Source organism: Massilia suwonensis (assembly GCF_042655665.1).
In the GTDB taxonomy this organism is placed as follows: Bacteria; Pseudomonadota; Gammaproteobacteria; order Burkholderiales; family Burkholderiaceae_D; genus Telluria; species Telluria suwonensis.
Genome location: NZ_JBHSMR010000004.1, coordinates 93,137 through 118,216 on the forward strand (window position 1 = coordinate 93,137; position 25,080 = coordinate 118,216).

The 25,080-nt window shown below is 58.9% G+C and carries 25 protein-coding genes; 10 read left to right on the plus strand and 15 right to left on the minus strand.

Annotated elements, in window-relative coordinates:
- The first annotated feature begins 11 nt into the window (after positions 1-11).
- Complete coding sequence (gene lspA / locus ACFPQ5_RS03060) at positions 12-515, plus strand: signal peptidase II (protein WP_379751788.1); 504 nt, start codon at positions 12-14, stop codon at positions 513-515.
- 65 nt (positions 516-580) lie between these two features.
- On the opposite strand, the gene ACFPQ5_RS03065 is transcribed toward lspA, so the two are convergent.
- The 4 genes from ACFPQ5_RS03065 to cadR form a co-directional block, all read right to left on the minus strand.
- Positions 581-1,195, minus strand: a complete 615-nt coding sequence (locus ACFPQ5_RS03065; protein ID WP_379751789.1) for a cation efflux transmembrane domain-containing protein — start codon at positions 1,193-1,195, stop codon at positions 581-583.
- A 117-nt stretch (positions 1,196-1,312) separates the two neighbouring features.
- Positions 1,313-1,666, minus strand: coding sequence for a hypothetical protein (locus ACFPQ5_RS03070; protein WP_379751790.1), 354 nt, complete (start codon positions 1,664-1,666; stop codon positions 1,313-1,315).
- A gap of 66 nt (positions 1,667-1,732) precedes the next feature.
- The gene (locus tag ACFPQ5_RS03075; RefSeq protein ID WP_379751791.1) at positions 1,733-3,661 is read right to left on the minus strand and encodes an FTR1 family protein; all 1,929 of its coding nucleotides are present in this window, start codon (positions 3,659-3,661) and stop codon (positions 1,733-1,735) included.
- 114 nt (positions 3,662-3,775) lie between these two features.
- On the minus strand, positions 3,776-4,204 hold the full coding sequence (gene cadR, locus ACFPQ5_RS03080; RefSeq protein ID WP_379751792.1) for a Cd(II)/Pb(II)-responsive transcriptional regulator: 429 nt from the start codon (positions 4,202-4,204) through the stop codon (positions 3,776-3,778).
- Positions 4,205-4,297: 93 nt separating this feature from the next.
- Between cadR and ACFPQ5_RS03085 the strand changes: the two genes are divergently transcribed.
- Positions 4,298-6,733 (plus strand): heavy metal translocating P-type ATPase, encoded by a 2,436-nt coding sequence (locus ACFPQ5_RS03085; protein ID WP_379751793.1) that lies wholly within the window; start codon positions 4,298-4,300, stop codon positions 6,731-6,733.
- 64 nt (positions 6,734-6,797) lie between these two features.
- On the opposite strand, the gene ACFPQ5_RS03090 is transcribed toward ACFPQ5_RS03085, so the two are convergent.
- From ACFPQ5_RS03090 to ACFPQ5_RS03100, 3 genes are read right to left on the minus strand one after another with little or no spacing between them, the layout of a single operon-like run.
- Positions 6,798-7,010 carry a GDCCVxC domain-containing (seleno)protein gene (locus tag ACFPQ5_RS03090; RefSeq protein ID WP_379751795.1) on the minus strand — a complete coding sequence of 71 codons (213 nt, stop codon included), beginning with the start codon at positions 7,008-7,010 and terminating at the stop codon, positions 6,798-6,800.
- Between the two features lie 4 nt (positions 7,011-7,014).
- Entirely contained in the window at positions 7,015-7,290 is a 276-nt protein-coding gene (gene merP / locus ACFPQ5_RS03095; protein ID WP_379751796.1) for a mercury resistance system periplasmic binding protein MerP, read from the minus strand.
- 12 nt (positions 7,291-7,302) lie between these two features.
- Positions 7,303-7,647, minus strand: a complete 345-nt coding sequence (locus tag ACFPQ5_RS03100) for a mercuric transporter MerT family protein (RefSeq protein ID WP_379751797.1) — start codon at positions 7,645-7,647, stop codon at positions 7,303-7,305.
- 63 nt (positions 7,648-7,710) lie between these two features.
- On the opposite strand from ACFPQ5_RS03100, the gene merR reads away from it, so the two are divergent.
- The 7 genes from merR to ACFPQ5_RS24800 all read left to right on the plus strand — a co-directional run bounded on the left by merR (position 7,711) and on the right by ACFPQ5_RS24800 (position 14,468).
- Positions 7,711-8,133, plus strand: a complete 423-nt coding sequence (gene merR, locus ACFPQ5_RS03105) for an Hg(II)-responsive transcriptional regulator (protein ID WP_379751798.1) — start codon at positions 7,711-7,713, stop codon at positions 8,131-8,133.
- Between the two features lie 489 nt (positions 8,134-8,622).
- Positions 8,623-11,304, plus strand: a complete 2,682-nt coding sequence (locus tag ACFPQ5_RS03110) for a heavy metal translocating P-type ATPase (RefSeq protein ID WP_379751799.1) — start codon at positions 8,623-8,625, stop codon at positions 11,302-11,304.
- Positions 11,301-12,020: a ZIP family metal transporter gene (locus ACFPQ5_RS03115; protein ID WP_192053695.1), complete on the plus strand. Its 720-nt coding sequence runs from the start codon at positions 11,301-11,303 to the stop codon at positions 12,018-12,020. The genes ACFPQ5_RS03110 and ACFPQ5_RS03115 overlap by 4 nt, the downstream gene beginning before the upstream one ends.
- A gap of 103 nt (positions 12,021-12,123) precedes the next feature.
- Positions 12,124-12,966 (plus strand): 3-deoxy-8-phosphooctulonate synthase, encoded by an 843-nt coding sequence (gene kdsA / locus ACFPQ5_RS03120; RefSeq protein WP_379751800.1) that lies wholly within the window; start codon positions 12,124-12,126, stop codon positions 12,964-12,966.
- 44 nt (positions 12,967-13,010) lie between these two features.
- Entirely contained in the window at positions 13,011-13,253 is a 243-nt protein-coding gene (locus ACFPQ5_RS03125) for a hypothetical protein (protein ID WP_379751801.1), read from the plus strand.
- Positions 13,254-13,535: 282 nt separating this feature from the next.
- Positions 13,536-13,814 (plus strand): hypothetical protein, encoded by a 279-nt coding sequence (locus ACFPQ5_RS03130; protein WP_379751802.1) that lies wholly within the window; start codon positions 13,536-13,538, stop codon positions 13,812-13,814.
- Between the two features lie 300 nt (positions 13,815-14,114).
- On the plus strand, positions 14,115-14,468 hold the full coding sequence (locus tag ACFPQ5_RS24800; protein ID WP_192088014.1) for a four-helix bundle copper-binding protein: 354 nt from the start codon (positions 14,115-14,117) through the stop codon (positions 14,466-14,468).
- A gap of 172 nt (positions 14,469-14,640) precedes the next feature.
- Here ACFPQ5_RS24800 and ACFPQ5_RS03135 read toward each other — a convergent pair whose 3' ends face one another.
- The 6 genes from ACFPQ5_RS03135 to ACFPQ5_RS03160 form a co-directional block, all read right to left on the minus strand.
- Positions 14,641-15,237, minus strand: a complete 597-nt coding sequence (locus ACFPQ5_RS03135) for an SIS domain-containing protein (protein ID WP_192053686.1) — start codon at positions 15,235-15,237, stop codon at positions 14,641-14,643.
- Positions 15,234-16,220, minus strand: coding sequence for a cation diffusion facilitator family transporter (locus tag ACFPQ5_RS03140; RefSeq protein WP_379751803.1), 987 nt, complete (start codon positions 16,218-16,220; stop codon positions 15,234-15,236). The genes ACFPQ5_RS03135 and ACFPQ5_RS03140 overlap by 4 nt, the downstream gene beginning before the upstream one ends.
- Before the next feature lie 331 nt (positions 16,221-16,551).
- Positions 16,552-16,881 carry a hypothetical protein gene (locus ACFPQ5_RS03145; protein WP_379751804.1) on the minus strand — a complete coding sequence of 110 codons (330 nt, stop codon included), beginning with the start codon at positions 16,879-16,881 and terminating at the stop codon, positions 16,552-16,554.
- Between the two features lie 303 nt (positions 16,882-17,184).
- Positions 17,185-20,349, minus strand: coding sequence for a CusA/CzcA family heavy metal efflux RND transporter (locus tag ACFPQ5_RS03150; protein ID WP_379751805.1), 3,165 nt, complete (start codon positions 20,347-20,349; stop codon positions 17,185-17,187).
- Between the two features lie 13 nt (positions 20,350-20,362).
- Positions 20,363-21,625, minus strand: a complete 1,263-nt coding sequence (locus ACFPQ5_RS03155) for an efflux RND transporter periplasmic adaptor subunit (protein WP_379751806.1) — start codon at positions 21,623-21,625, stop codon at positions 20,363-20,365.
- A complete protein-coding gene (locus ACFPQ5_RS03160) occupies positions 21,622-22,920 on the minus strand; it encodes a TolC family protein (RefSeq protein WP_379751807.1) in 1,299 nt (432 codons plus the stop codon). The genes ACFPQ5_RS03155 and ACFPQ5_RS03160 overlap by 4 nt, the downstream gene beginning before the upstream one ends.
- Positions 22,921-23,548: 628 nt before the next feature.
- Here ACFPQ5_RS03160 and ACFPQ5_RS03165 point away from each other — a divergent pair.
- Positions 23,549-23,881: a YnfA family protein gene (locus ACFPQ5_RS03165; RefSeq protein WP_379751808.1), complete on the plus strand. Its 333-nt coding sequence runs from the start codon at positions 23,549-23,551 to the stop codon at positions 23,879-23,881.
- A 53-nt stretch (positions 23,882-23,934) separates the two neighbouring features.
- Here the strand turns inward: ACFPQ5_RS03165 and arsH are convergent, their stop codons facing one another.
- Together arsH and arsC are read right to left on the minus strand one after the other, a co-directional pair.
- Positions 23,935-24,651 (minus strand): arsenical resistance protein ArsH, encoded by a 717-nt coding sequence (arsH, locus tag ACFPQ5_RS03170; protein WP_379751809.1) that lies wholly within the window; start codon positions 24,649-24,651, stop codon positions 23,935-23,937.
- Positions 24,652-25,071, minus strand: coding sequence for an arsenate reductase (glutaredoxin) (gene arsC, locus ACFPQ5_RS03175; RefSeq protein ID WP_379751810.1), 420 nt, complete (start codon positions 25,069-25,071; stop codon positions 24,652-24,654). It lies immediately after the preceding gene.
- Between the last annotated feature and the right edge of the window lie 9 nt (positions 25,072-25,080).

Consider the following 25,080-nt stretch of genomic DNA (forward strand, 5'->3'; position numbering starts at 1 on the left):
GGACTCATATCATGGCCCGACCTATTTCTTCGACAGCTGCCGTATCCGGCGCAGCCTTATTCGCCGCCGCCGATTTGGCGACCAAGGCCCTCATTGCGGCGCGGCTGCCCTATGGCCAACAGGTTGAATTGCTCCCAACGCTGAACATTGTTCATGTGGTCAATCATGGAGCGGCATTCGGATTTATGGCTACGGCGGGCGGGTGGCAGCGCTACCTGTTTATCGCCATAGCGCTGTTCGCAACGGGGCTCATCATCCAAATGATCAGGAAGCCGGCGACAACTGCAATGGAGCAGGTGGGCCTGGCGATGATACTCGGCGGTGCGGTTGGAAACTTGATCGACCGGACTGCGCGCATGGGAGTTGTTGACTGGATCGACGTGCATGCAGGAGTGCATCACTGGCCGGCGTTCAATATTGCCGATATCGGCATCAGCGTCGGCGCAGCAGTGATCGTTTTTTACATGCTTTTTGGCCCCCGCGCGGCGGAGGCGGTGCCTGAACGAGCGCCATAACAACGGCTTCCGCGGCGCGGGCCAATCAGTTGGAGTGCTGCGAAAGCATTTCCCGGGTGCCGAAATTATTGCTGAGATTCTTTCGCCTCGGACAGAATTTCGTACCCCCCTTTCGCTGCAATTCCCGATACGACGGTTCCAAGGATCAGGTCGGGAAGGTTCGAATTCATCCACATCACTAGTGCACCAGACAAGACGATTGCACCGTTCACGATCGAGTCGTTATTGGTAAAGATGGCGGACGCTTTGAAATTGATGTCCTGGCCGCGATGCTGCTTTAGAAGACGGATGCAGTAAATATTGAGAAGCGCATTCGCGGCAGCCATCGCCATCATGGCCGGTCCCAGCGGGGATTCGCCGCCAAAAAAGCGACGAACGACCTCCACCAGCAGCAGGCATGCGAAGCCGATCAGGAGGTAGCCGGAAAGCTGGGCGGCACGCTTTTTGATTGTCGCCGACCTGCCGACGGCGTACAGACTTACGGCATAGACTGCGGCGTCCCCTAAATTGTCCAGGCCAGCTCCGATCACTGCGGTCGACGATGCCCAAGTGCCGCCGATGATCCCTGCGAGGCACTGCCCGAGGTTGATCAACAGGACCCTCCACAGAATGCCGCGATCGCTTTCCTGGCTCGCATCCAGGCTTGGTTCGTCGTCTATGGCGTTGTCGCTTTCCGGCATACGCGCTCCAGTAATATCAGTTGGGATAAGGATTTCACGCCGGCTGTCAAGGTCGACGCAGCTACAATTGCGGCGCCTACAAGCTTGGCCGTAGCGTTCGTCGATGAAGATGTTGGGTCAGTGTGAATGCTTCAATATCTGGACAACCTCTGGCACTGCCCCGTCTTTGCACGACGGCGGAGAAAACTCGACCTTGTCGTGGAGATGGAGCTTGATCGCCTCAGGGACCATGGCGCTTATATATCTGTATGACCGAAGGTGAGGAGTCGTAATTTCGACATACTGATGACTAGCAAGCTGCTCATCGCTGAGAGTCCTTAGACATCCAGAATGATTAGCCTGTAATTTTGCGGGCGTGTAGAGCTCGGTTACCCAGCCGGTTTTGCTGTTTGGACCAATTCTTGGATCGGCACAGCCGGACAGGCCAGCCAGCACGGCAAGCCCGACGATAAGCATTTTCTTGCTAATCATAATCGCTCCTCTTCTTCTGTTATTACCTATCGAAATCCAGGCTCACAAGCCGGATACCAGCGATCGCTATTTGCGGGCTTTGACCAGATTGAATCCAAAGCCGAGTCCAGCTGCCAGCAGCAATACCAGTTGCGCTCCATAGGTCTGCGTCGTCGGATAAAGCCCGATGACGGGCATGCGCGGTCCGGTGGTGGGTGTGGCCATCAGCCACCCGGCCTCCTGCAGCCCGGCGATTCCTTTTCCAACCAGGACGACTGCTAAGGCGGCCACGAGTACCGAACTGAACGAGAAGAATTTACCGATTGGCATACGGGCGCTAGTACGGAGGAAGACGGCAGCGATTATCGCCAGCAGGACAAGGCCTGTAACGAATCCACCTAACAGTGCGGGGCCGTTACCATCGGCCGCAAGTGCGGAATAGAACAGGACGGTTTCGAAGACCTCCCTGTAGACCGCAATGAATGCCAGGGCGAACAAGGCCCACGCCGAGCGTTTTTCCATCGCTGCCGTGAGGTGCTGCTTCAGGTATGCCTGCCACTGCCCAGCCTGGCCCTTCTGGTGCATCCACAGGCCGACCGACAGCAGCACCGCGGCTGCGAAAAGCGAGGACAAGCCCTCGGTAACCTCGCGGCTCGCGCCGCTGATGCTGACTACGTAGGTGGCAACCAGCCACGTCAGTGCGCCGGCTGCCAGTGCGGAGGTCCAGCCGGCATGGACATAGCGCAGCGCCTGGGGCCGCTCGGCCTTGCGCAAGAAGGCAACCATGGCGATCACGATCAACAGGGCTTCGATGCCTTCGCGCAGGAGGATGGTCAGCGCGCCCACGAACGCTGTGGTGGCGTCGGTCTGGTCGGGGCCAGTGACCGCCTCGACACGTACGAAGTACTTGTCGAGCTGTTGGGCGTACCCGGTTGCCCGTTCGACGTCGCCCTGTGCGACCGCGCCGCGGTATAGTTGCATGGTCCGTTCCACATCGACCAGGAGTTGGCGGTCGGTCGCGTCGAGGGTCGCCTCGAGCGGTTCGAAGCCGTCCAGGTACGCCGACAAGGCGAGCTTCGTCGCATTCGCGCCCTGGCCGTTCTTCAACGCGTCCAAGCTGTCCTGTAGCAGCTTGCGCGCCAGGGCGATGCCCCTGCGTTCCTGCTGCTCCCTGATGACCTCTGGGTGCGCGCGCGCATACGCCAAGGCCGCGCGTGCAGTCGCCGGCGGCAATCGTTTCGCCAGTTCTTCTTCAGTTGTCGTTACAAGCGCGGTAATGTCCGGCAGCGCCGCGTACAGAGCTTTATCCCGTTCAAACGCAGTCTCGCCCGCTTTGATATCCGGTTCCGCGAAGGACAGTCGTCCGACATGAAACGCCAGCGACCAGCGGTCGTGCTCGGACAGGCTGGTAAAGGCAGGCATCGACGTGCCGTGAACGCCCTGGCTAATCACCTGGTACAGGGCCATGAGTGAACGGGAACGGGCCCGTTCCTGATCGGTGAACGCGATTGGCTTGGGTTCGAGCCGGCTTGCAATCGGGCCATCACCCGCGCCGCCAACCCCGTGGCATGCAGCGCATTGCGCCTGGTAGAGGGTGGCGCCACGGGACAAGTCTGGCATGCTGCGCGGCGCAACAGGGAACGGGTACGCCTGAAGAAGTAGCCGTTTCGCCTCACGCGCGAGTTCGCCGACACGTTGCGGTGTGTCCTTTTGTTCGACCGCCTGCTTCAGGCGTGTGGCGGCCGTGCTCAACTCCGCCTGCAAAGGATGCGCCGGCAGTGCCGACACCTGGCTTTGCGCGCGCACGGTAAACTCCTTCATTTCTCCGTACTCGACAGCGCTGACGACCGATCCGTGCTGGACCGCGCCCCCGTAGTCAACGGCAACATAATCGAGCAACTGCCACAGCTGCCGGGCTTCCATTTCCGAGGATTTGGTATCTGCGTGCGCCGCGCCGATCGTGCAGCTGAAGAAAAATGCGAGGGAAATAAGCCAACGCCAGACCGAGGAATTCATAGGGAGGCACTTCTATTCGTATTGGTGAGCCTCGCATTTAACACCATGTAGCTGCTTCAGGGTCAAGTCTTTCCGCTACATTTTTCGGCTTGGTGCTTATCGCGGAGGCCGAAGTCATCCCGTAAAGGCGGCAGGTGGAAAAGATGCGCATGGATCAGCTCCCAGCGCCTGCAGGATTTTGCAGGTGCTCGTACTGTCGGTGGCGAGGCATTGGCTCCTGAGGTCTTTGAGCAGTGCTTCCAGTGCTGACAATGCAGCAATGCGTTCGACGACATGCCCGATATGTTTATCGAGCAGGGCATTGACGCCGATGCAGTCCCGTTCCGGATGGTCGCGAAAATCCAGCAGCAACCGGATCTCGTCAAGTGTCATGTCCAAGGCACGGCAGTGCCGAATGAACAGCAGACGTTCAGCGTGACTCTCGGTATAGGCGCGATAGTTGTTCGACAAGCGCTCTGGCGGAGGAAGCAAGCCGCTATGCTCGTAATAGCGGATAGTTTCGACCGGGCAGGCTGAGCGCCTGGCAAGTTCGCCAATTTTCATGAAGAGGTTCCGATATGTTAGTTTAGTGCTTGACCCTGTATCTACTTCAGGGTGTTCAATACGTGACTATACACAGTTTCCCAAGGAGTCGACATGTCGGAATGCCAGACCAAATCGTGTTGCGCGCAAACGGAGCCAGCCGCATTGGTAAATGACTTGCCTTCAGCCCATACCCGCTCGCTGGTCATTCGCATCGACCAAATGGATTGTCCGACCGAAGAGGGGCTACTGCGCCAGGCACTGGGGCGGCTGCCTGGGGTTGGAGAACTTTCATTCAATCTTGTACAGCGCAGGCTGCAGGTCGCGCACAGTCTCACCGACCCCGAGTCCATTCTGGCAGCGGTACGTGCGGTTGGCATGGATCCCGTGGTGGAAAGCGCTTCTGACACCGGCGCGGCGCTTCCCGGCACCGTGTTCAGGATCGAGAACATGGATTGTCCTACGGAAGAATCTCTCATCCGTGGGAAGCTGTCGACCATGCCCCAGGTCGAACAGCTCGAATTCAATCTTGTCCAGCGCCGCCTGAGCGTCACGCACACCGGGCCGGTGGCAGCCATTCAGGACGCGCTTGCCTCGATCGGCATGCAAGCCGTTGTCATCACTGCCGGGCGGGAAGTCGCTGTGAAGGCGGCGCCTGCTTCCCGGAAGCGGCAGCAGGCGTCGCTCGCGTTTGGACTGGCTGCGGCGGTAGGTGCAGAGATCGTCGCGTGGACCACGGGCGACGAGAACTGGTGGCCAGTCATCCTGCTGTCGGTACTTGCAATCGCGATGACGGGCCTGGGCGTCTACAAAAAAGGCTGGATCGCGCTCAAGAACCGCAACCTCAACATCAATGCCCTGATGTCGATCGCGGTCACCGGTGCCGTGCTGATCGGTCAGTGGCCCGAGGCGGCGATGGTCATGGTCCTGTTCGCGGTAGCCGAGGTGATCGAGGCGCGTTCGCTCGACCGGGCGAGAAACGCGATCCAGGGCCTGGTGGGTTTGACGCCGGACAGGCTCAGCATTCGCCAGGAGGACGGCAGCTGGGCCGAACAGGAAGCGGCCGGCGTCCAAATCGGTGCACTGGCACGCGTCGCACCGGGCGAAAGAATTGCCCTTGACGGAGAAGTTACGTCGGGCCAGTCCTCGATCAACCAGGCACCGATCACGGGCGAGAGCATGCCGGTACCCAAAATCGTCGGGGACAAGGTATTCGCCGGCACGATCAACGAGACCGGATCCTTTGAATACCGTGTCACCGCCGGGCACAGCAACTCGACGCTGTCGCGCATCATCCGGGCGGTCGAGGAGGCGCAGGGTAGTCGCGCGCCTACCCAACGCTTCGTCGACCGCTTTTCGAGCGTCTATACGCCGGCCGTGTTCGCCATTGCACTGGCCGTGGCCTTTGTTCCGCCATTGTTAATGGGCGCCGAATGGATGCCGTGGATTTACAAGGCGCTCGTACTACTGGTGATCGCCTGCCCCTGTGCGCTGGTGATCTCCACCCCGGTCACGGTCGTCAGCGGCCTGGCCGCCGCGGCGCGAGCCGGCATCCTCATCAAAGGTGGCGTTTACCTGGAGCAGGGCGGCAAATTGCGCTCCCTCGCGCTGGACAAAACTGGCACGATCACCCAGGGCAAGCCAGTAGTGACCGACGTCCTGCCCCTGCAAGGCGATGCGCAAGTCAACCTGCAGCTCGCGGCAGCGCTTGCGGACCGCTCAGACCATCCGGTATCGACCGCGGTCAGCCGCCATTGGCAAGCTTCAGACCTCAAGCTCGCGCTCGCGCCGGTAAACGAATTCGAGGCGCTGACTGGACGAGGCACCAAAGGGCAGATCGGCGGCAAATGGTACTACCTGGGTAATCACCGACTAGTGGAAGAGCTCGGCATTTGCAGCGCGGAGACGGAAGCAGTCCTGTCCAGGCTAGAGGGTGAAGGCAAGACGGCGGTTGTCCTGTGCGACGCCACGGCCCCGCTGCTTGTCATCGGCGTGGCCGATACGATCCGTGAAACCAGCCGCGAAGCGATCGCCCAGCTGCATCAGCTGGGAATTCGAACCATCATGCTGACCGGCGACAATGCGGTGACAGCCGCGGCGATCGCACGGCAGGTCGGCATCGACGACGCGCGCGGCAACCTCCTACCCGAGGATAAGCTCGCCGCCATCAATGACGAAATTGCCCGATTCGGCACCGTCGGCATGGTAGGCGACGGCATCAACGATGCGCCGGCGCTCGCGAAGGCCGATATTGGATTTGCGATGGGTGCAGCGGGTACCGATACCGCCATTGAAACCGCCGATGTCGCGCTCATGGATGACGACCTGCGCAAGGTTGCCCACTTCGTCCGCTTGAGCAGAAAGACGGCAGCCGTCCTCAAGCAAAATATTCTCGCCGCCCTGCTGATCAAGGCAGTGTTCCTGGTCCTGGCCATCACCGGCTCGGCCACCTTATGGATGGCCGTGTTCGCAGACATGGGAGCGAGCCTGCTCGTGGTATTCAACGGGCTGCGGCTGCTTAAGGCGGGAGACGCCCGCAACCGGGGCTAGCATTCCTGGGCAGGTCTGGCGCAAGTCCACAGCGCGCATTTCAATCTGCCCAGGCTTTTGCCTCTCAGCCGCAGCAAGGACGCTCAAGCTGAATGGGAGGGCATTTCACCGTGCCATATGAGCAAAAGACACAACAGTCGCCAGGCTTCGGCCGCAACACGGCGGTGCAAGTTTCGCATTTATAGAAAAACTGGCATGCGTCAGTGGGCATGGTTTCTTGCTTGCTCCCTTCGCAGTGCGGGCAAGTCAGGACCGATTCAAGTATTGCGCCAGTCATCGCGTCACTTCCTGACAGTCGACGGAAAGCCTGCATCCATCGTTGCTTTGGTTAACACCCACGCATTGGCTTTGTCGGTATCCATGTGCACGGTGGCCGTCTTGTGCTCGAAATCGACTTTCACGTCACTCACACCGGGAACTTGCTCGAGCGCCTTCTTGACGGTGATCGGGCACGTGGCACAGGTCATGTTCTGCACGTTTAACGTGAGCTTTTCTGGCGTGCCGGCGAAGGCCGACCCAGCCAGCAGGAGAGCAGCAATCAATATGGAACCACGCATCAGGTAATCCTTTCAATAAAAGATTGGGGCGTACAGGGGCATTGTCAGCAATAGCATTACAGCAACAGCGACGAGCCAGAACATGATGCGCTGATTCCTGATGACACGGCCGGTGGCACAGGCTTCATCATGAGCGCAAGCGCGTCGACGCAGGTACAAATTGTAGAAAGCAGCGCCCAGAAACAGCACTGTCAGCGCGGTGAAATAAGGGCTATAGGGTTCGAAGGCGATCAAGCGAGACGCCCAGCCGCCGCCGACACCCAGCAACAGGAGGAGGAGCGGACCGGCGCAACATGCCGAGGCGCCAAGCGCCGCCAACACTCCTGCGACGAGCGATCCCTTTGTTCCAAATGCCATGCCTGCTCCAATTCTGTTGTCCGAAACAGGATAAACTCCGTACACAACTACGGAGTCAAGTGCATGCCTGAGAAAATGACGATCAGCCGCCTGGCCGGTGCCGCGGGCGTGAATGTGGAGACGGTCCGGTTCTATCAGCGGAGTGGCTTGATTGAGGAGCCGGCGCGGCCGTGTAGTGGCTACCGTACCTACGGGGCAGAGGACGTACGCCGGATTCGATTCATCAAGCGGGCACAGCTTCTTGGCTTTACGCTCGATGAAGTTGCGAACTTGCTCAAGCTGGAGGGGGCACAGACCTGTGTCGAAACGCGCGGCCTGGCGGTCAAAAAGCTTTCCCTGGTAGAGGAGAAATTGAGCGATCTGCTTGCGATGAAAACGGCGCTCGCTTCAATGGTGGCTCGCTGCGACAGCGAGCACTCCGGCGCACGCTGTCCGATAATCCAAGCACTGATCGATGACGCATCTGTCCTGCATTTTCAGCAATGATTGAACACCGACACGCCCTCTATTCCATCGCTGAATCGATGTAACGCGGTTTGCTATTTGGGCGGCGAGTAGTTTTCTCGTACGTGGGCTCGTTCGACCAGTTCAATCAGAATATGGATGAACTTGATATGCAGTTCTTGCACCGGGTTCGCATACCGTCCTGCGCTCATCGGTAAAACTCTCCGAGACCGGTTTGCTGCTCCTAGTCATCTCGACCAGGCCCAGGGCTAAGTCGGCGTTCCCTCCACTTTGCCCGGTGTCTTGACGGCCGTTTCCTCAGCGTCTTCCGACTCTCCCAGTGCAGCAGAAGCGTCCTTCTTCCGGAAGACGAAGGCGAGCCCAAGGACAACCGATGGGAGCAGTGCCTGGTACCTGCGTACCATAACGGTGGACCGGGTTGTCGCTTTTCAATTCCGCCTCGGTGCGTTGGCATACGGAAGATATCCAGTATCGGCATTATTCTGGAATTTCCCAGGAACGAGAGGTCATATGGAACAATCGGAACGAGTGCGGCTTGAATTGCCGTTGATCCTGCCCGAAGTGGATGATGCGCACGATCCTTGCATAGACCGGCTCGTCGGCCTGCTGACAGGCCGTCCGGGAGTGGAACGTGTTCATATAAAGACACAAGAGGGATCGCCACCCCTGCTGTGCCTGCACTATGACCCGTCCCTCATCACGGTGGCGCGGCTGCGTGAACTAGTCAGTGCTGTCGGTGCGCAGCTTACCGAAAAGTTCGCCCACTACGTCGGCTGCGCGCCTGCGCCGCTCCACTCGCGCAGCGCGCGGCTCTTTTCGCAGCGTTTGCGGCATGTCCCAGGCGTGCTGGAGGCCGAAGTATCTGCCTCCGGCAGGATTCGTATCGAATACGAGCGCGCCACCGTGGCGCGAACACGGCTGGAAGAGCTGGTCGGCGCCCTTGGTACGGAACTGACCGACCCGGGCGCGGAAATGGAACGCGATCACGATCACGGCCGCGGATCCAAAAGCGGGGTCGAGCATATAGGCGATCGAGAGCACGATCACGGTCACGCCGGTCACGACCACGCCCATGAGGGCAAGGGTGCTCATCCGGGGCACACCCATGCGCACGATGACAAGGGCGCTCACGCAGGACACACGCATGCGCATGGCGGGGTGTTCGGCGAACATACCGAACTGATCTTTGCCGTTATCGCGGGTGTCTGCGTAATGGTTGGCTGGCTGCTCGATCGCGCCAATGCCGGCCCGGACTGGCTGCCTCTGGCTTTGTATGTTGGCGCTTATTTCTTTGGAGGCTACTTTACCGTCAAGGAAGCGCTCGAGAACCTGCTCGCGCGTCGCTTCGAAATCGATACGCTGATGCTGGTCGCCGCCGCCGGCGCGGCCGCATTGGGAAACTGGGCGGAAGGCGGATTATTACTGTTCCTTTTCAGCCTCGGTCACTCGCTGGAACATTTTGCGATGGGGCGCGCGCGGCAAGCAATTGAGGCTCTTGCCAAGCTGGCTCCGGAAACGGCAGTGCGCAAGCATGGCGAGGAGCTGGAAGAGGTTCCCGTGGCTTCTCTCGCACCAGGCGACGTCGTGCTGGTAAAGCCGAATGAACGCTTGCCCGCAGACGGCGTCGTCGTCAAAGGTACATCCAGCGTCAACCAGGCGCCGGTGACCGGCGAGAGTATCCCGGTCGACAAGTCGCCGGTCCAGGATGGGGCTAGCGCGATTACCGCGTTCGACCGAGTCGATGCAGCCAACCGCGTATTCGCCGGCACCATCAACGGCGCCGGCGCGATGGAAGTCATGGTTGCGCGCTTGGCGTCGCAGTCGACCATGGCCCGCGTCGTGCAGATGGTGGCGGAAGCCGAGGCACAGCGTTCGCCCACCCAGCAATTCACCGACAAGTTCGAACGGGTGTTCGTCCCGGTCATCCTTGCGCTCGTGGGATTGCTCATGCTCGCCTTCCTGGTGATCGACGAGCCGTTTTCGGCCAGCTTCTACCGCGCGATGGCGGTGCTGGTAGCCGCGAGCCCGTGTGCACTGGCGATCTCGGTGCCGAGTGCCGTGCTGTCGGGCGTGGCACGGGCTGGGCGCAGCGGCGTGCTGGTAAAAGGGGGCGGCCCGCTGGAAAACCTCGGCAGCCTCAATTCGATCGCCTTCGACAAGACCGGCACCTTGACCGAAGGGCGGCCGAAGCTGACGGACGTGATCGCGGCGAGTGGTGCAAACGAGGACGAATTGCTGGCCCTGGTCGTGGCGGTCGAGTCGCACAGCGACCACCCGCTGGCATCGGCGCTCGTCAAGGGCGGGCGTGACCGGCTCAAATCCGACACTGTTGCGGTCCGTGCCGACGATGTGCGTGGCCTCACCGGCCGCGGTGTCCAGGCAAAGGTCGATGGCGAGACTGTCTATATTGCCAAGCCCGTACTGTTCAGCGAGCTGGACGGCATTCTGCTGCCACCCGAACTAGCCGCTGCCAACGAGAAACTGGTGCAGTCGGGGCGCACCACGATGATCGTCAGGAAGGGTTCGCGCTTCCTGGGGGTCATCGGCGTCATGGACACGCCGCGTGCGGCGGCGCCCGGCGTGATGGCGCAGTTGCGGGAGCTTGGCATCGAACGCCTGGTGATGATCTCGGGCGACAATCAGCAGGTGGCGGATGCCGTCGCGCGCACGGTGGGACTGACCGAAGCCAGGGGCGACCTGATGCCAGAACAGAAAGTCGAGGCAATCAAGGCTTTGCGCGAACGCCACGGCAAGGTCGCCATGGTCGGCGACGGCGTCAACGATGCGCCCGCGATGGCGAACGCGACCGTCGGCATTGCGATGGGCGCGGCCGGCTCGGACGTCGCACTCGAGGCCGCCGATGTTGCATTGATGAGCGACGATCTCAGCCAACTGCCGTTCGCGGTCGGCCTGTCGCGTCGCACCAGGCGCGTGATCAAGCAGAATTTGTGGGTAAGCCTGGGCGTGGTCGCCGTCCTGATTCCGGCGACGATCTTCGGCCTGAATATCGGCACTGCCGTCCTGTTCCATGAAGGCTCTACTATTCTGGTGGTGATTAATGCCTTACGCCTGCTCGCCTACCCGGACGTGGTGAGTCAAACGGTCGACACAACCGTAGCGGCAGGTTTGAACGAGAGCCCAGTTCAATCCAAGGATCTCCGTCACATCGGCTCGAAGGAGGCATCATTGTGACAGCCACCTTGTCGAAAGTGATGATGTATGCGGCGCTCCCTGCCGTCGCCACCCTGGCCGGCGCCATGCTTGCGCTCATCAAGCAACCCGGCGCCGGCTTACGCAGCGCGGTTCAACATTTTGCCGCGGGTACGGTCTTCAGCGTCCTGGCTGTCGAGTTGTTGCCGGACCTGATGCATCGGCGCCTGCCTTGGCCCACCTTAATCGGATTCTCGCTCGGCGTCGCCTTCATGCTTGGGTTGAAATGGTGGAGCGAGAGAGGCGGCGACGCCGAGGAAGGTCGCGATCCGCGCGCGCTGCTCACCGCGATGGGCGTCGACGTTGTCCTCGACGGCGCATTGATCGGGCTATCGTTCGCGGCGGGAGAGAAGCAAGGCCTGCTGCTAACGATTGGCCTGGTACTAGAACTGTTTTTTCTTGGCGCCTCATGCGCGACTTCATTGCGTACTGTCGGCCAGACATCGATCAGGATCGGCGTTACTGCCGGGATCCTCGGTATCGGGCTGCTGGCGGGGGCCGGGGCCGGGGCCGTCATACTCAACAGCGTGACCCCGGTGTTTATCGACGCTTTACTGGCGTTCGGCGTGGCCGCATTGCTTTATTTGGTCACCGAGGAGTTATTGGTGGAAGCTCACGAAGGCAAGGAAACACCGGGCCAGACGGCAATGTTCTTCCTCGGGTTCATCCTGCTCTTTATGATCGATATGTTTATATGAGCTAAAGGCGAGAGCCAAATAAAGCAATTGTCCTGCCGCGCGGTGCCTTCGAATCGCCCGCGTGAGCATCTGTGAAGTGTTGTCGCATCAAGGAAAAAAAACGATGATCAAAATTGCTGAGAGTGTGAAGATTGGAAACGATGCTCCGTTAGTGGTGTTCGGGGGGATTAATGTACTCGAATCGCTGGAATTAGCGCTCCGTACCTGCGAAGAATTCGTCCGGGTGACCGACAAGTTGGGTATTCCCTACGTGTTCAAGGCCAGCTTCGACAAAGCGAACCGATCGTCGATCCATTCGTTTCGTGGGCCTGGACTCGAGGCCGGCATGCGAATGTTGGAGAAGGTCAAAACGACTTTTGGGGTCCCGGTACTCACAGATGTTCACGAACCGGCGCAGGCTGCCGTTGTCGCAGAAACCGTCGACGTGCTGCAGTTGCCTGCGTTTCTAGCCAGGCAGACCGACATCGTTATTGCGCTGGCAAAAACGGGGCGGGTTATCAATATCAAGAAGCCTCAGTTTCTCAGTCCAACCCAGACGGCCCATATTGTCGAAAAATTCAAGGAAGCCGGCAACGATCAGGTCATGTTGTGCGACCGCGGCACCTGCTTCGGATACGACAACCTCGTCGTCGACATGCTGGGTTTCGGCGTGATGAAGAAGGCCTGCCCCGGCATACCACTTGTTTTTGACGTAACCCATGCACTGCAGCAGCGTGACCCGATGAGTTCGACCTCTGGAGGGAGGCGTGGGCAAATCGTGGAGTTAGCCCGTGCTGGTGTCGCCGTGGGCCTGGGCGGAATTTTCCTGGAAGCCCACCCCGATCCGGATTCGGCAAAATGCGATGGGCCCAGCGCCTTGCCCCTCAACGTACTCGAAGCATTTCTTTCGCAACTGAAGGCAATGGACGACTTAATAAAGTCCTTGCAACCAATTGAAATCGCGTAGATCGATAGTGAAACTTTCATCCCATTCGGATTTTGGAGAATTTGATGGCAACAAAAAAACGTGCGCAAGTCCCCGCTCCGTCGCCAGACGATCCCAAGCGTCCCGAGAGCGAAACCGACGTCGAGACGACGCGCAGTATGAACGTCGATGCCGATGTCGAGCGCGTCGATAGCGATGCATCTCCCGTGATCGACAGCGTCGAAGATTCCGAGGGCTCGGCAAACCGCGTCGATATCGAAAGTGGGGGCGAAACGGCTGCGGGCGATGTCGAGCGGGGACCGGCGTGATCGGAAGGGTTTGCAAGTCCATGCCGAATCAACCGGGCCACCATGCTCCGCGACCAAGGGCAGTTTTGTCAGCGCATCCCGCGACTGCACCAATACCAGGCGGCGCGGCTTTGCGGGGAAGCCAGCCCTTCGTCCAGTCGACGCTTCCCCGTGCATGAAGATCAGTGCCATCACCTTTCGCCTATCGCGAAGGAGAAATCCGCGACCGTTTGGCTGCGATGCAGTGAACGCGCAGTTGTCGCCTCGGGATAAAATCGAGCAAATTGATTTTTGGCGTGCAAGATGATTCGCCTGTATTTGCTCTATTTCTTGACGTTCCTCGCAGAGATGGTTGGAGGAATCATACCCATTTTCTGGCTGCATCACCGCATTACGACAATCTTCCTCCTCCCTGCGGCCGTCGCCGGATCGATATTCTTTTACTTGCTCCACCGGCATGCGGCACCCCGCCAAAAGGTATATACCGTTTACGCCGCTTTCTATCTGGCGGCAGTCATGTTGTACTTTCTCTTGGGCGAACAAGTCTCACATCCCCGGATATTCACCAGTCGCCATATCTAGGATATGCGGTTGCGACGCTGGTTCCCATCTTGCCATATACGCTTGCATCCAACCGGTTCCGAGCCGTGTTTTAGGTAGCAGACCGCTCCGGCTAAATGTAACGGTGACGGCTTTGCTTTCGTGAACACAATCGAGCACAAAACGACGATGACAACTTGAGCCGCAAGAAACGAAAACCGCGCTTTTACCTTCTGTAGGCGATGAGGCAACTTGCAATTCCGCGCATAATTATTAGGTGTAGGTCTAACCTTGTGAACGCGTGAGAATCACTCTGTTTTTGAACCCGCTAAGGAGGACCATATGCAAACTACGACGAGTCACGAGAACAACCTGCAGGCCTGTATCGAGGCATGTGAAGAAGCCATCCATGCCGCCCAAGCATGTGCTGCGGCCGACATTCGCGAGGGTGGGGGGGCCAATTGTGCATTGATCAATCTCGATTGCGCCGATATTTGCAGCGCAACCATGAATGCGTTGGCTCGCGGATCGGAGCATCACGGCGACTTCTGTACGCTCTGTGCGCATATTTGCAGGGCCTGCGCAGCGGCATGTGCACCGCATGCTGACAAGCATGCACATTGCGCCGCATGTAAAGCAGCGTGCGAAGCCTGTGCAGCTGCATGCGACAAACATGCCCGTGAGCGTGATATGTAAAAAGCCAGGCGCTATGCACCTTTGAGCCGGTGCATACACGGAAGCCCGAACCAACCCGGTCGATGCCTATCGAAAGAAACCGATCGTGGTCGCCCGGGTTCCCAGGCACGGAAACGATGTTCTGGGACATGCGCCCACAACCCCTGGCTCACGCTGCGACATTGGTTCCGGCTTACCCCTTTGGCGGATAGTTCGCCGGTTGCAGACTACGTTCCACTAGCTCGATCAAAATATGGATGACCTTGATATGCAGTTCCTGAACCCGGTCAGCATATCGTCCTGCGCTAGTGCAGATGGTTACGTCGACAAATTGCTCGAGCTGCGATCCCGGCCGTCCAGTCAATCCAACGACCTTCATTCCTTTTGCGCGGGCGGCCTGCGCGCCAAGAAGAACCGATGGGCTGCTACCGCTTGTGCTGATCGCGAAAAGAATGTCGCCGGCAGCACCGTTGCCCTCAACAAAACGAGCAAACACCTGCTCGTATCCATAATCGTTGGCGACACAACTGATATAGCTTGGGTCGCTGATCGCCACCGCCGCCATGGCGGGGCGGTTCTCGCGAAACCTTCCTGACAGTTCTTCAGCCAAGTGCATCGCGTCGCACATCGAGCCACCATTTCCGCAAGAGATGACCCGTCGGCCATTGCCAAGTGCATCAATCAAGAGGGCCGCGCCCGCCTCGATATTGCCGAGCTGGGCACTATCGTTAATGAGGCTGTCAAGCGCAGAGCGTGCTTCGATCAGATTGTTCCGAATATGGTCGATCATTGCTTTTCTCCTTCGTGTTCTTCGTGTCCGGAATGCTCGGCGTGATCGATGTGGTCGGCGTGCTCTTTATTGTCAGCCGGGACAAAGCGATGCTCCTCCAGTGCTTCCTCGCAGGGGCTCGTTTCGATCTGGATGGTGCAGTGGTGGATGTCGTACTTCTCCGCGACGAGCTGGCGGATGGTCGTTAAGAGGGCTTGCGGATCGGTGACATCTTCACGCTGCACGACGTGTACTGTCAGGCTGGATTTTCCACTCGTAATCGACCAGACATGCAGGTCGTGCACACTGGCTACACCCGGCACGGCCGCAATCACCTGCTTGACCTCGCCGATGCCAAGTCCTTCGGGCGCGCCTTCAAGCAGCACATTCATGCTTGCCTTGAGCAGGGTCCAGGTGCGTGGCAAGACCCACAACCCGATACCCACGGCGATGGCCGAATCAACCCAACCCCAGCCGGTATATCGAATCACGAGGGCGCCAATAATGACGCCGATCGAGCCGAGCATATCGCTCCACACTTCGAGGTAGGCGCCCTTGACGTTCAGGCTACTGTCTTTGCCACTCGACAGTAACCTCATGCTGATGAGATTGACGACGAGTCCAAAGGCGGCCACATAGAGCATCGTTCCTGACTCGATTTCCGGCGGATTATTCAGACGTTGGTACGCTTCGAACAGGATATAAATCGCCACCAAAAAAAGCAGTATTGCGTTGAAGGCGGCCGCGAGAATCTCGAAGCGGTAGTAGCCAAATGTGCGCGAGGTGTCTGCCGGCCGCCTACCGATGCGGATCGCGGCAAGCGAGATTGCCAGTGCTGCGGTGTCGGTGAACATGTGCGCCGCATCGGAGATCAGTGCGAGGCTGTTGGTGAGGATGCCCCCAACGATTTCGGCAATGAGAAACGCCGTTGTGAGCATGAGCGCGATCCAGAGCGGGCGCTCGCTCTGGCCAGGCTGTGCTGCATGAGAATGTCCTGAACCCATCGTTTTTCCCTTACATGGTGATTATGGCGGCCCTTTTGGATATGAAATGCATCCGTTCAAGTGCCCTGGATGTGTGACTTTTACTTGGTGGACTAACGTCTACCGGATTGAGCTTGGCGGACGTACTTACTTTCGCTTTGCTTTGCGTTTCGCGCGCTTGCGGGGGGTATTTACCTTCGGACTGTCCCGATCCTTATACTTCAGCCATCCAAGGAATAGCATCACGCACCCGAATAGGACCAGTGCTGCGATACCAAATAATTTACTGACCTGGTCCAGTGATTCTATCGGCAGTTGTAAAAGCTTCATTTATTCTCCTCTCAATAACGCCTTAGTCTAGTGCCCGTGCGAGGCAGACAAGGGTGCGTACACCAAGCATCAAAATAATCGCAAGGCCGACAATTGCATCGAGCTTTCCTCCATCAACCAAAAGCGCGCCGCCAGCGACACACAGGACAAGCGCACTCGGTACTGCTGACAACAGGGCGTCTGCCTTATCAATGTACCTGCCCGGATTGACAGAACGGCGGACTAAAGCCGCACTAGTCAGGCAGCCAAGCACCCCAGGCATTGCAAAGCCAAGCACTGCAATTGCATTGAGATGCTTGGCATGAAACATACCGTGCGCGCCACGTGAAGCAACATAGATAGCAAGGCTCATGCAGCAAGTCCAGAGGGCGACCTGCGCGATTGAGAACATGATGTTGTCGCGTGGAGTCTGGTGTTGTTCATTCCTTTGCTCAGCGGTTAGCAGTCGAATCCCGATTGTGGCTAGATGGTGGGAAGCCGCCCCCATCAGGACAACACTCTCCAGAAAAACTCCGCCAACGGTGCAACTAACCAAAGCCGCTCCGTGTGCAGTCAGATCCAGTCTTATCAGACTGCGCGCGCCTATGCTCGCGCGGTTCCGGCTCATTTCGTTCTCCTCAGCCGGGCCGCTGGATTCCTTCGCGGCCCGGCTAGCTCAATGCACCAGGATTTTTGCCGGCTCCGCCGGGACCTCATCGCTATCCTTGCGATGCACCAGACGGTAAAGCAGTGGAAGAACGAGGAGAGTCAGCGCGGTCGACGAAAGAATACCGCCGATAACCACCGTCGCGAGAGGCCGCTGTACTTCCGCACCCGTGCCGGTCGCGATCGCCATCGGCACGAAGCCGAGCGACGCTACCAGTGCGGTCATCAGCACAGGGCGCAGCCGTGTCAGGGCCCCATGTGTAATCGCCCGGTCTAGTCCCATTCCCTCCTCGCGCAAGGTCCGGATATACGAGATCATCACGAGGCCGTTCAGGACCGCCACGCCGGAAAGCGCAATGAATCCGACCGCGGCCGATATCGACATTGGAATGCCACGCAAAGCCAGGGCAATGACACCGCCGGTCAGGGCGAACGGGATGCCTGTAAAGACAAGTAAGCCGTCTTTAACGTTGTTGAACATCATGAACAAGAGTACGAACACAATGAAGAGCGCTAACGGAACAACGACTTGCAGGCGCGCGGTGGCAGACTGCAATTGCTCAAAGGTACCACCCCAGCTTGTCCAGTAACCAGCAGGCACCTTGACCTGTTTTTGGATGGCGGCTGCAGCCTCCGGCACAAAGCTGCCGATATCACGCCCGCGAACGTTTGCACTGACGACGATGCGGCGTTTTCCGTTCTCGCGGCTGATCTGGTTCGGACCTGGCGCGAAATCGAGAGTGGCTACCTCACCGAGCGGAATATAGGTCGCCGCGGCGCCATCCTTGCTAGGAAGCGAGACAGGCAGCTGCCTGAGCGCATCCAAGTCGGTGCGCTGCGTTTCCGGCAGCCGAACGACGATGTCGAAACGCCGATCTCCCTCGAACATGGTTCCGGCCTCGCGGCCACCTGTCGCAATCGACAGCGCTTCCTGCACGTCGCCGATATTGAGTCCGTAGCGCGCAGTTTTTTCCCTATCAATGTTCACAGTCAGCATCGGCAAACCACCGGTCTGCTCGACCTTCACTTCCGCCGCACCAGGAATTCGCTGGAGCACTTCCGCGATTTCCTTGCCGGTAGTGGCAAGCACATCCATGTCGTCGCCGAAGATCTTGACTGCGACATCACTGCGCACGCCGGAGATCAGCTCGTTGAAGCGCAGTTGGATTGGCTGCGAAAATTCGTAGGCATTGCCCGCGTATTTTTCCGCCTCCTCCTGGATCGCTGTGACCAATTCAGGGCGGCTCTTCTTTGGCGCCGGCCAGTCCGATTCGGGCTTGAGCATGATGTAACCATCCGAGATGTTCGGCGGCATCGGATCGGATGCAATCTCGGCAGTGCCGGTCCTGGCAAACACCCGGTCGATCTCCGGGAATTTTGCCTTGAGCCCTGCTTCCACTTTCTTCTGCATTTCCAGCGATTGGCTCAGGCTGGTACCGGGAATGCGCAGCGACTGGATTGCGAGGTCGCCTTCGCTCAGGCTCGGAATGAATTCACTGCCGAGACGCGAGACGAGCAAGCCAGACAGGACCACCAGAACGATCGCACTTGTAACGACCAGCGAGGCGTTGCGGAAGACCCGGTCGAGCATGGGTGCATAGGCTCGCTTTGCCATCTCCATGAGTTTGTTTTCCTTTTCCGCGACGCGTTTGCCAATGAACAAGGCGACAGCGGCTGGAATGAAGGTGATCGACAAAATCATTGCGCCGACCAGGGCGGCCACGACCGCGAAGGCCATCGGATGGAACATCTTCCCTTCAACCCCCGCCAGCGCGAAGATCGGCAGGTACACGACCATGATGATGAGCTGGCCGAAGAGCAGGGGACGGCGTGCTTCCTTCGCGGCCGAGAAGACCTCGTGGAAGCGCTCGTTGAGGGTCAGTTCACGCTTGTGATGATCCTGTGCATGCGCGAGGCGCCGGACGCAATTCTCGACAATGACGACCGCACCATCGATGATGATGCCGAAGTCGAGTGCACCCAGACTCATCAGGTTCGCACTGACGTTATAAGTCACCATGCCTGTAAACGTAAACAACATCGCCAGCGGAATGACCATCGCGGTGATGATCGCCGCCCGGATGTTGCCGAGAAAGACAAACAGGATGACAATAACGAGTACCGCGCCCTCCAGCAGGTTCTTCTTCACAGTATGGATGGCCTTGTCGACCAGCACTGTGCGGTCGTACACCGGAACTGCCTTGACGCCTTTTGGCAGCGAGCGATTGACGTCGACCATTTTCGCAGCAACTGCCTGCGACACGGTGCGGCTGTTCTCGCCGATGAGCATGAACACGGTCCCCAGCACGACCTCGCGGCCGTTCTCGGTCGCGGCGCCTGTGCGAAGTTCGCGTCCGATATCGACAGTTGCGACATCACGCACGCGAATTGGCACACCCTTGACGTTGCTGAGGATGGTGTTGCGAATGTCGTCCAGCGTGCGCACCTGGCCCGGCGCGCGGATCAGGAACTGCTCGCCACGGCGTTCAATATAGCCTGCGCCGACGTTGTTATTGTTCCGGTCAATTGCCCCGACGACATCAGTGAGGGATAAACCGTAGGAGCGCAGTTTCGCCGGGTCGGGGGCGACCAGATATTCCTTGGCAAAACCACCGATGGAGTTAATTTCGGTAACGCCAGGCACTTGGCGCAACTGGGGCTTGATGATCCAGTCCTGAATTTCACGCAGGTCGGTCGGGGTGTACAAGCTACCGTCCGGCTTTTTCGCGCCAGGGTCACTTTCAACTGTCCATAGATAAATTTCCCCAAGGCCAGTTGAAATTGGTCCCATCATGGGTACAACCCCACCAGGAAGGTTTTCCTTGGCCTCCTGAATACGCTGGTTGACGAGCTGGCGAGCGAAATAGATGTCCGTTCCATCCTTGAAGATGACGGTTACCTGCGACAAGCCATAGCGCGACAGCGACCGGGTCTCCTGCAGGGCAGGGAGGCCGGCCATGACGGTCTCGATCGGGAAGGTTACGCGCTGCTCGACTTCGAGAGGCGAATATCCGGCTGCGGACGTATTGATCTGGACCTGGACATTGGTAATGTCCGGGACCGCGTCGATAGGAAGTTTTTGGTAGTTGTAAACACCGACAGCCGCCATTGCAATTACAGCCAGCATGACGAGCCATCGGTGCTCAATGGCAAAGCGAATTATTCGTTCAAACATGTCAGTTCCTCGTTCAGTCTTCGTGCTCGGCGCTGCCCTTGCCCTGCTCGGCCTTCACAACGTAACTTCCCGTTGCAACGTATTCCGCGCCAGCACTTAATCCACCAACGATTTCCGTGATCTTCCCGTCGCTCGCGCCAATCGTGACGGGTTGCGCCTGGAAGCCCTCGGCCGCCTTGACGAACACAACGGTCTTGCCCTCGATCGTCTGAACAGCATCGGCCGCAACGGTCACAGCGGCGTTTTTGCTGCCACGCACGAGCGAAACGTTGACGAACAGGCCAGGACGCCAGGCGAGACCCGGGTTATCGATGACCACGCGGGCTGTCGCGGTCCGGGTCTGTTCACCAAGCAGGCTGCCGACGTAGCTCACTTTGCCGGTGACGGATTCGGTGCCGGAGGCAGGCCGGATGGTCACGTTCTGGCCGACACGAACGAAGGGGAGGTCCTTCGCGCTTACCACGATCTCGACCCATACTTTCGACAAGTCGGACAGAATGAAGGCGTTCGCATCTTCCTTGACGGCCTCACCCTGGGCCAGGTGCTTTTCAACCACTACCGCGTTGAAGGGGGCCCGCAATTCGTAACGATTGATGGCGCCCGACGAGGAACCGGCGCCAAGTGCCGTGAGTTTCGAGCGCGCCGACTGAGCTTCAATCTGAGCCTCGCGGTATGCCTGTTCAGCCTGAAGGTAATCTTGCTGTGCAGAGATCTTGTCTTCCCACAGCTTCTTCTCGCGTTCGTAGGTCACCCGTGCAAATCCGAGACGCTTGTCAGCGGCGAGAGCAGTGCTTCGCAGTTCGGCAAGTTCCGCGCTTGCGATAACAGCCAACGGTTGGCCCTTCTTGACGTTCTCGCCGAGCGAGGCGAAGACAGACTCGACGACACCTGCGACGCGAGGAACGACGTGTGCCGTCCGGTCTTCGTTAAAGCGCACTTCGCCCGGCAGGATCACGGCGGTATCGACAGAGGCCGCCGCCGCCCGGGTAGTCAGGATGCCGGCCCCTTGAATTTGCTGGGGTGTCATCTTGACAAAGCCTGGCTTGTCGTCCGCATGGCCCCCTTCCTTGGCGTCAGCCTGGCCTCCTTCCTTGGTTTCGGCATGACTGCCTTTCTTGGAGGCCGATTTTTCTGCGGTCTCCTCTGCGTGTTCGCTTGCGCCTTCGGCAGCAGGAGCATCTTTTTTCCAAAAGATAATTGCCAGGGCGAGGACAATTCCGACCGCAACGACAGCCAGTACGGAAAAGATAGACTTTTTATCGATGTTGAACTTCATGGGGCGATCCTGTTATTTGGGGTGCTGTCGGCGTCGAGGAACCGGCCGAGATCTGCTGCGGCGCGGTAGCGGTCGAACTGCGTCTGGATATACTGGGTGCGGATTTGCAGGAGCGTTCGCTGGGCGTCGAGAACATCGAGGAAGCTGAACTTGCCCGCTTCAAACCCTGTTACGGCAGCATCGAACACACGCTGCGCCCTTGGCAAAACGTCATCACGCATGGTACGTACCTGTTCGCGGTAAAGCTGCGTTCGCTGGTAAGCACTGGCCAGGGACTGATTCAGGCGCAGCCTTTCGGCCTCCAGCTCGGTTCGGGCCTTTTCCGCGCGGCTCAGGGATGCCTGGAGGCTGCCCTGGTTACGGTTAAACAGTGGAAGCGGTACCGAAACGCCGAGCACGGTTTGCGATCGCCCGATTTGGTCATCCTTCTTGCTACCGACGATCAGGGTGACATCAGGAATGCGCTGGGAACGATCGACGCCCACCTGGGCTTCTTCGCGCTCCACCTGCAATCGGGCGCGCCGCATCTGCGGTGAGGAGTCCAGCCGCTGTTGAAGTTCGTTCAGCGACGGCACTGGCGCAAGGTCGAGCCCTGGGGCTACGAGTGGACGGGAAACGGCGACAGTCTCGCCCCAATATGCTGCCAGTGTCAGCAGCGCGATGGACAACTCGCTCTGCGCTTGGGAAAGTTCAAGGCGTGCCGTTGAGAGCGCGACTGCTGAGCGATCCTGTTCGACAGGCGAGACACGTCCTGCGGCAACCCGCCTTTCCGCAGCAAACGATGCCTTGCTCGCTACATCGAGTGATACCTGTGCTATCTGGACCCGTTCCTGCGCGCTTAGCGCGTCAAAATAGGCGGCGGTGACTTCAGCGCGCAGATCCGTACGCGCAACACTCAGGTTTCCAACTGCGAGGCTGCGCTCACGTTCAGCAAGGTTTATCCGGGCGGAACGCTTGCCTCCAAGCTCGAGCACTTGGCTTAGCTGAACCGTTTGCGTCCGGGTGCCGCGTTGCGTGCCTTCACGGACAAACGAGACTTCGGGATTACGAAACAGCCCCGCCTGACTTCGCGCCCCTTCTGCAATGGCTACATCGAGTGCTGTCGCGCGCAGCCCGGCGTTCGCAGCGAGCGCCTTGGCAACTGCTTCTTCGAGCGTCAGTGCTACGCCCGTGGACGGGATTTGCTGCTGGGTAGTGGGTCCAGAGACCAGGGGCTGCGCGGTCAACTGCGCAGCACTCGGGAACGCCTGTGCGAAGAGCACGGCCGCCCCGAGGAATAAATACTTGGGATGCATGAATAACTCCGGTTGTTGAAAACGAAGACTATTCAGCGAAGATGCGTATTGGAACCCCTCTCAGGGCTCCACATAAATGATGAGTGATTTATACGATCTGCCGCCGAATCAAACGGCGGAGATCCACTGCGGGCGCTCGGGGGGGGCCGAGTAGGAGGATGTGTAGTGTGGCGAGACAGACAGTGGCGCGACGCGGACCGGCTTCAGGATCGCTACCGTTGCCGGGAGAGCGTCGAAGGACAAAGGAGCGTGAGCACAGGACGAGCAGTGCGAATGCATCACTGTCTTTTTCGGCGTACCAGAGGGTTTGTCCTTGCCGTTGAAGGCGAACTTATCTGCGTCGGAGTCCGACGAGTGGTGCCCGAAATGCTGGGCGGCGCGACCGGATTCATGCTCACAATAGGCACTGATCGCGCCCCAGCTTAGCTGAAGAGCGAGGATTGTCAGGACAAGGTAGATGAAGCGTCGTGCAGCCATGGGGGAAAAGTATAGCACGGTGCATGGGTCACCCTCGTTCTGATAGGTTCAAACTCGTCATCTGCAGCACATTGCGGCAGGCTGGTGAGCGAGCGCAGCAGAACGGTGCGCAGCTATAATGATGCAGTGCTGCTATTGGATGAGAACTAGGTTGATACTGAAAACTACACTGCTTTTTGTTGCCACCGCCATCGCTGAAATCGTCGGCTGTTTTCTGCCTTACCTTTGGCTGCGCAAGGGTGGCTCGATCTGGCTGCTTGCCCCGGCTGCGGCCAGTCTCGCGACTTTTGTCTGGTTACTTACTCTGCATCCAGCGGCTAGCGGGCGGGTGTACGCAGCCTACGGCGGCGTCTACGTCGCGACGGCCCTGGTCTGGCTCAGATTCGTCGATGGGGTGAAGTTATCGACGCTGGACTGGGCAGGGGCGGCAGTTGCCTTGTTCGGCATGGCGATCATTGTCTCTGGGTGGAGCAAGGGAAGCTGAAACAGCTATATCGAAGGAGACCAGGGCAGGAGGCGCCGGATTTCCTGCACGATTCAGATTTGTTGTATTTGGCGATCAATTGCTTTCTGAGCGCGCTCGTTACGTTCGCTATACCTGTCTGTCAGGTAGTCCGTGCGACCGCGAGTTAGCAGCGTGAACTTGAACAGCTCCTCCATGACATCGACCACGCGGTCGTAGTATGCCGAGGGACGCATGCGCCCTTCATCATCGAACTCCTTGTAGGCCATTGGTACCGAAGACTGGTTCGGGATCGTGAGCATGCGCATCCAGCGTCCCAGCAGTCGCAGAGTGTTGACCACGTTGAACGATTGCGAGCCGCCACAAACCTGCATGACTGCCAGCGTGCGCCCCTGGCTCGGACGGATTGCGCCCATTTCGAGCGGTATCCAGTCGATCTGGTTCTTCATCACTGCAGTAATGGCACCGTGACGTTCCGGGCTGCACCAGACCTGGCCCTCCGACCACAGGCACAGCTCGCGCAGTTCAACCACTTTTGGATGGGTCTCCGGCACGCTGCCGACCATTGGCAACTCCATCGGATCGAAGATCTTCACTTCGGCGCCGAACTGCTCGAGGATTCGCGCCGCCTCGTGCGTGAGAAAGCGGCTGAAGGAGCGTTCGCGCAGGGAGCCGTAGAGCATCAAAATCCGCGGCGGGTGGTTTATGTCACCAACCGGTGCGAGCTTTTCGACGGTCGGGATGTCCAGCAGCTGCGGCTGGACATTGGGCAGGCTGGGGATCTTGCTCATTTAATTCGCTTTCCTTTCGGCATTGCTGACAGCCTCGCCGTCTTCTTTCGTGAAGGCGCCTTGCTGTTGGGTCGGCAGGATATCCAGAACCACCTCGGACGGACGGCACAGGCGTACACCGGTCGGCGTTACCACGAAGGGCCGGTTGATCAGGATTGGATGCGCGAGCATTGCATCGATCAGCTGCTCGTCGGTTGTCGCTGGGTTGTCCAAACCGAGCTCGGCGAACGGAGTCCCTTTTTCGCGCACGGCCTCGCGCACCGACAGGCCAGCCCGCTTGATCAGGTCGACCAGCGTTACCCGGTCGGGCGGGTTCTTCAGGTACTCGATGACGGTCGGCTCGATACCGGCGTTGCAAATCAGGCCTAGCGTGTTACGCGACGTGCCGCACTCCGGGTTGTGATAGATGGTGACGTTCATTGTTCTGGA

Bases quoted from the DNA above. Each gene is read 5' to 3' on its own strand.
- lspA (WP_379751788.1), top strand. From the start codon at position 12: ATGGCCCGACCTATTTCTTCGACAGCTGCCGTATCCGGCGCAGCCTTA.
- ACFPQ5_RS03065 (WP_379751789.1), bottom strand. From the start codon at position 1,195: ATGCCGGAAAGCGACAACGCCATAGACGACGAACCAAGCCTGGATGCG.
- ACFPQ5_RS03070 (WP_379751790.1), bottom strand. From the start codon at position 1,666: ATGATTAGCAAGAAAATGCTTATCGTCGGGCTTGCCGTGCTGGCTGGC.
- ACFPQ5_RS03075 (WP_379751791.1), bottom strand. From the start codon at position 3,661: ATGAATTCCTCGGTCTGGCGTTGGCTTATTTCCCTCGCATTTTTCTTC.
- cadR (WP_379751792.1), bottom strand. From the start codon at position 4,204: ATGAAAATTGGCGAACTTGCCAGGCGCTCAGCCTGCCCGGTCGAAACT.
- ACFPQ5_RS03085 (WP_379751793.1), top strand. From the start codon at position 4,298: ATGTCGGAATGCCAGACCAAATCGTGTTGCGCGCAAACGGAGCCAGCC.
- ACFPQ5_RS03090 (WP_379751795.1), bottom strand. From the start codon at position 7,010: ATGACTGGCGCAATACTTGAATCGGTCCTGACTTGCCCGCACTGCGAA.
- merP (WP_379751796.1), bottom strand. From the start codon at position 7,290: ATGCGTGGTTCCATATTGATTGCTGCTCTCCTGCTGGCTGGGTCGGCC.
- ACFPQ5_RS03100 (WP_379751797.1), bottom strand. From the start codon at position 7,647: ATGGCATTTGGAACAAAGGGATCGCTCGTCGCAGGAGTGTTGGCGGCG.
- merR (WP_379751798.1), top strand. From the start codon at position 7,711: ATGCCTGAGAAAATGACGATCAGCCGCCTGGCCGGTGCCGCGGGCGTG.
- ACFPQ5_RS03110 (WP_379751799.1), top strand. From the start codon at position 8,623: ATGGAACAATCGGAACGAGTGCGGCTTGAATTGCCGTTGATCCTGCCC.
- kdsA (WP_379751800.1), top strand. From the start codon at position 12,124: ATGATCAAAATTGCTGAGAGTGTGAAGATTGGAAACGATGCTCCGTTA.
- ACFPQ5_RS03125 (WP_379751801.1), top strand. From the start codon at position 13,011: ATGGCAACAAAAAAACGTGCGCAAGTCCCCGCTCCGTCGCCAGACGAT.
- ACFPQ5_RS03130 (WP_379751802.1), top strand. From the start codon at position 13,536: ATGATTCGCCTGTATTTGCTCTATTTCTTGACGTTCCTCGCAGAGATG.
- ACFPQ5_RS24800 (WP_192088014.1), top strand. From the start codon at position 14,115: ATGCAAACTACGACGAGTCACGAGAACAACCTGCAGGCCTGTATCGAG.
- ACFPQ5_RS03135 (WP_192053686.1), bottom strand. From the start codon at position 15,237: ATGATCGACCATATTCGGAACAATCTGATCGAAGCACGCTCTGCGCTT.
- ACFPQ5_RS03140 (WP_379751803.1), bottom strand. From the start codon at position 16,220: ATGGGTTCAGGACATTCTCATGCAGCACAGCCTGGCCAGAGCGAGCGC.
- ACFPQ5_RS03145 (WP_379751804.1), bottom strand. From the start codon at position 16,881: ATGAGCCTTGCTATCTATGTTGCTTCACGTGGCGCGCACGGTATGTTT.
- ACFPQ5_RS03150 (WP_379751805.1), bottom strand. From the start codon at position 20,349: ATGTTTGAACGAATAATTCGCTTTGCCATTGAGCACCGATGGCTCGTC.
- ACFPQ5_RS03155 (WP_379751806.1), bottom strand. From the start codon at position 21,625: ATGAAGTTCAACATCGATAAAAAGTCTATCTTTTCCGTACTGGCTGTC.
- ACFPQ5_RS03160 (WP_379751807.1), bottom strand. From the start codon at position 22,920: ATGCATCCCAAGTATTTATTCCTCGGGGCGGCCGTGCTCTTCGCACAG.
- arsH (WP_379751809.1), bottom strand. From the start codon at position 24,651: ATGAGCAAGATCCCCAGCCTGCCCAATGTCCAGCCGCAGCTGCTGGAC.
- arsC (WP_379751810.1), bottom strand. From the start codon at position 25,071: ATGAACGTCACCATCTATCACAACCCGGAGTGCGGCACGTCGCGTAAC.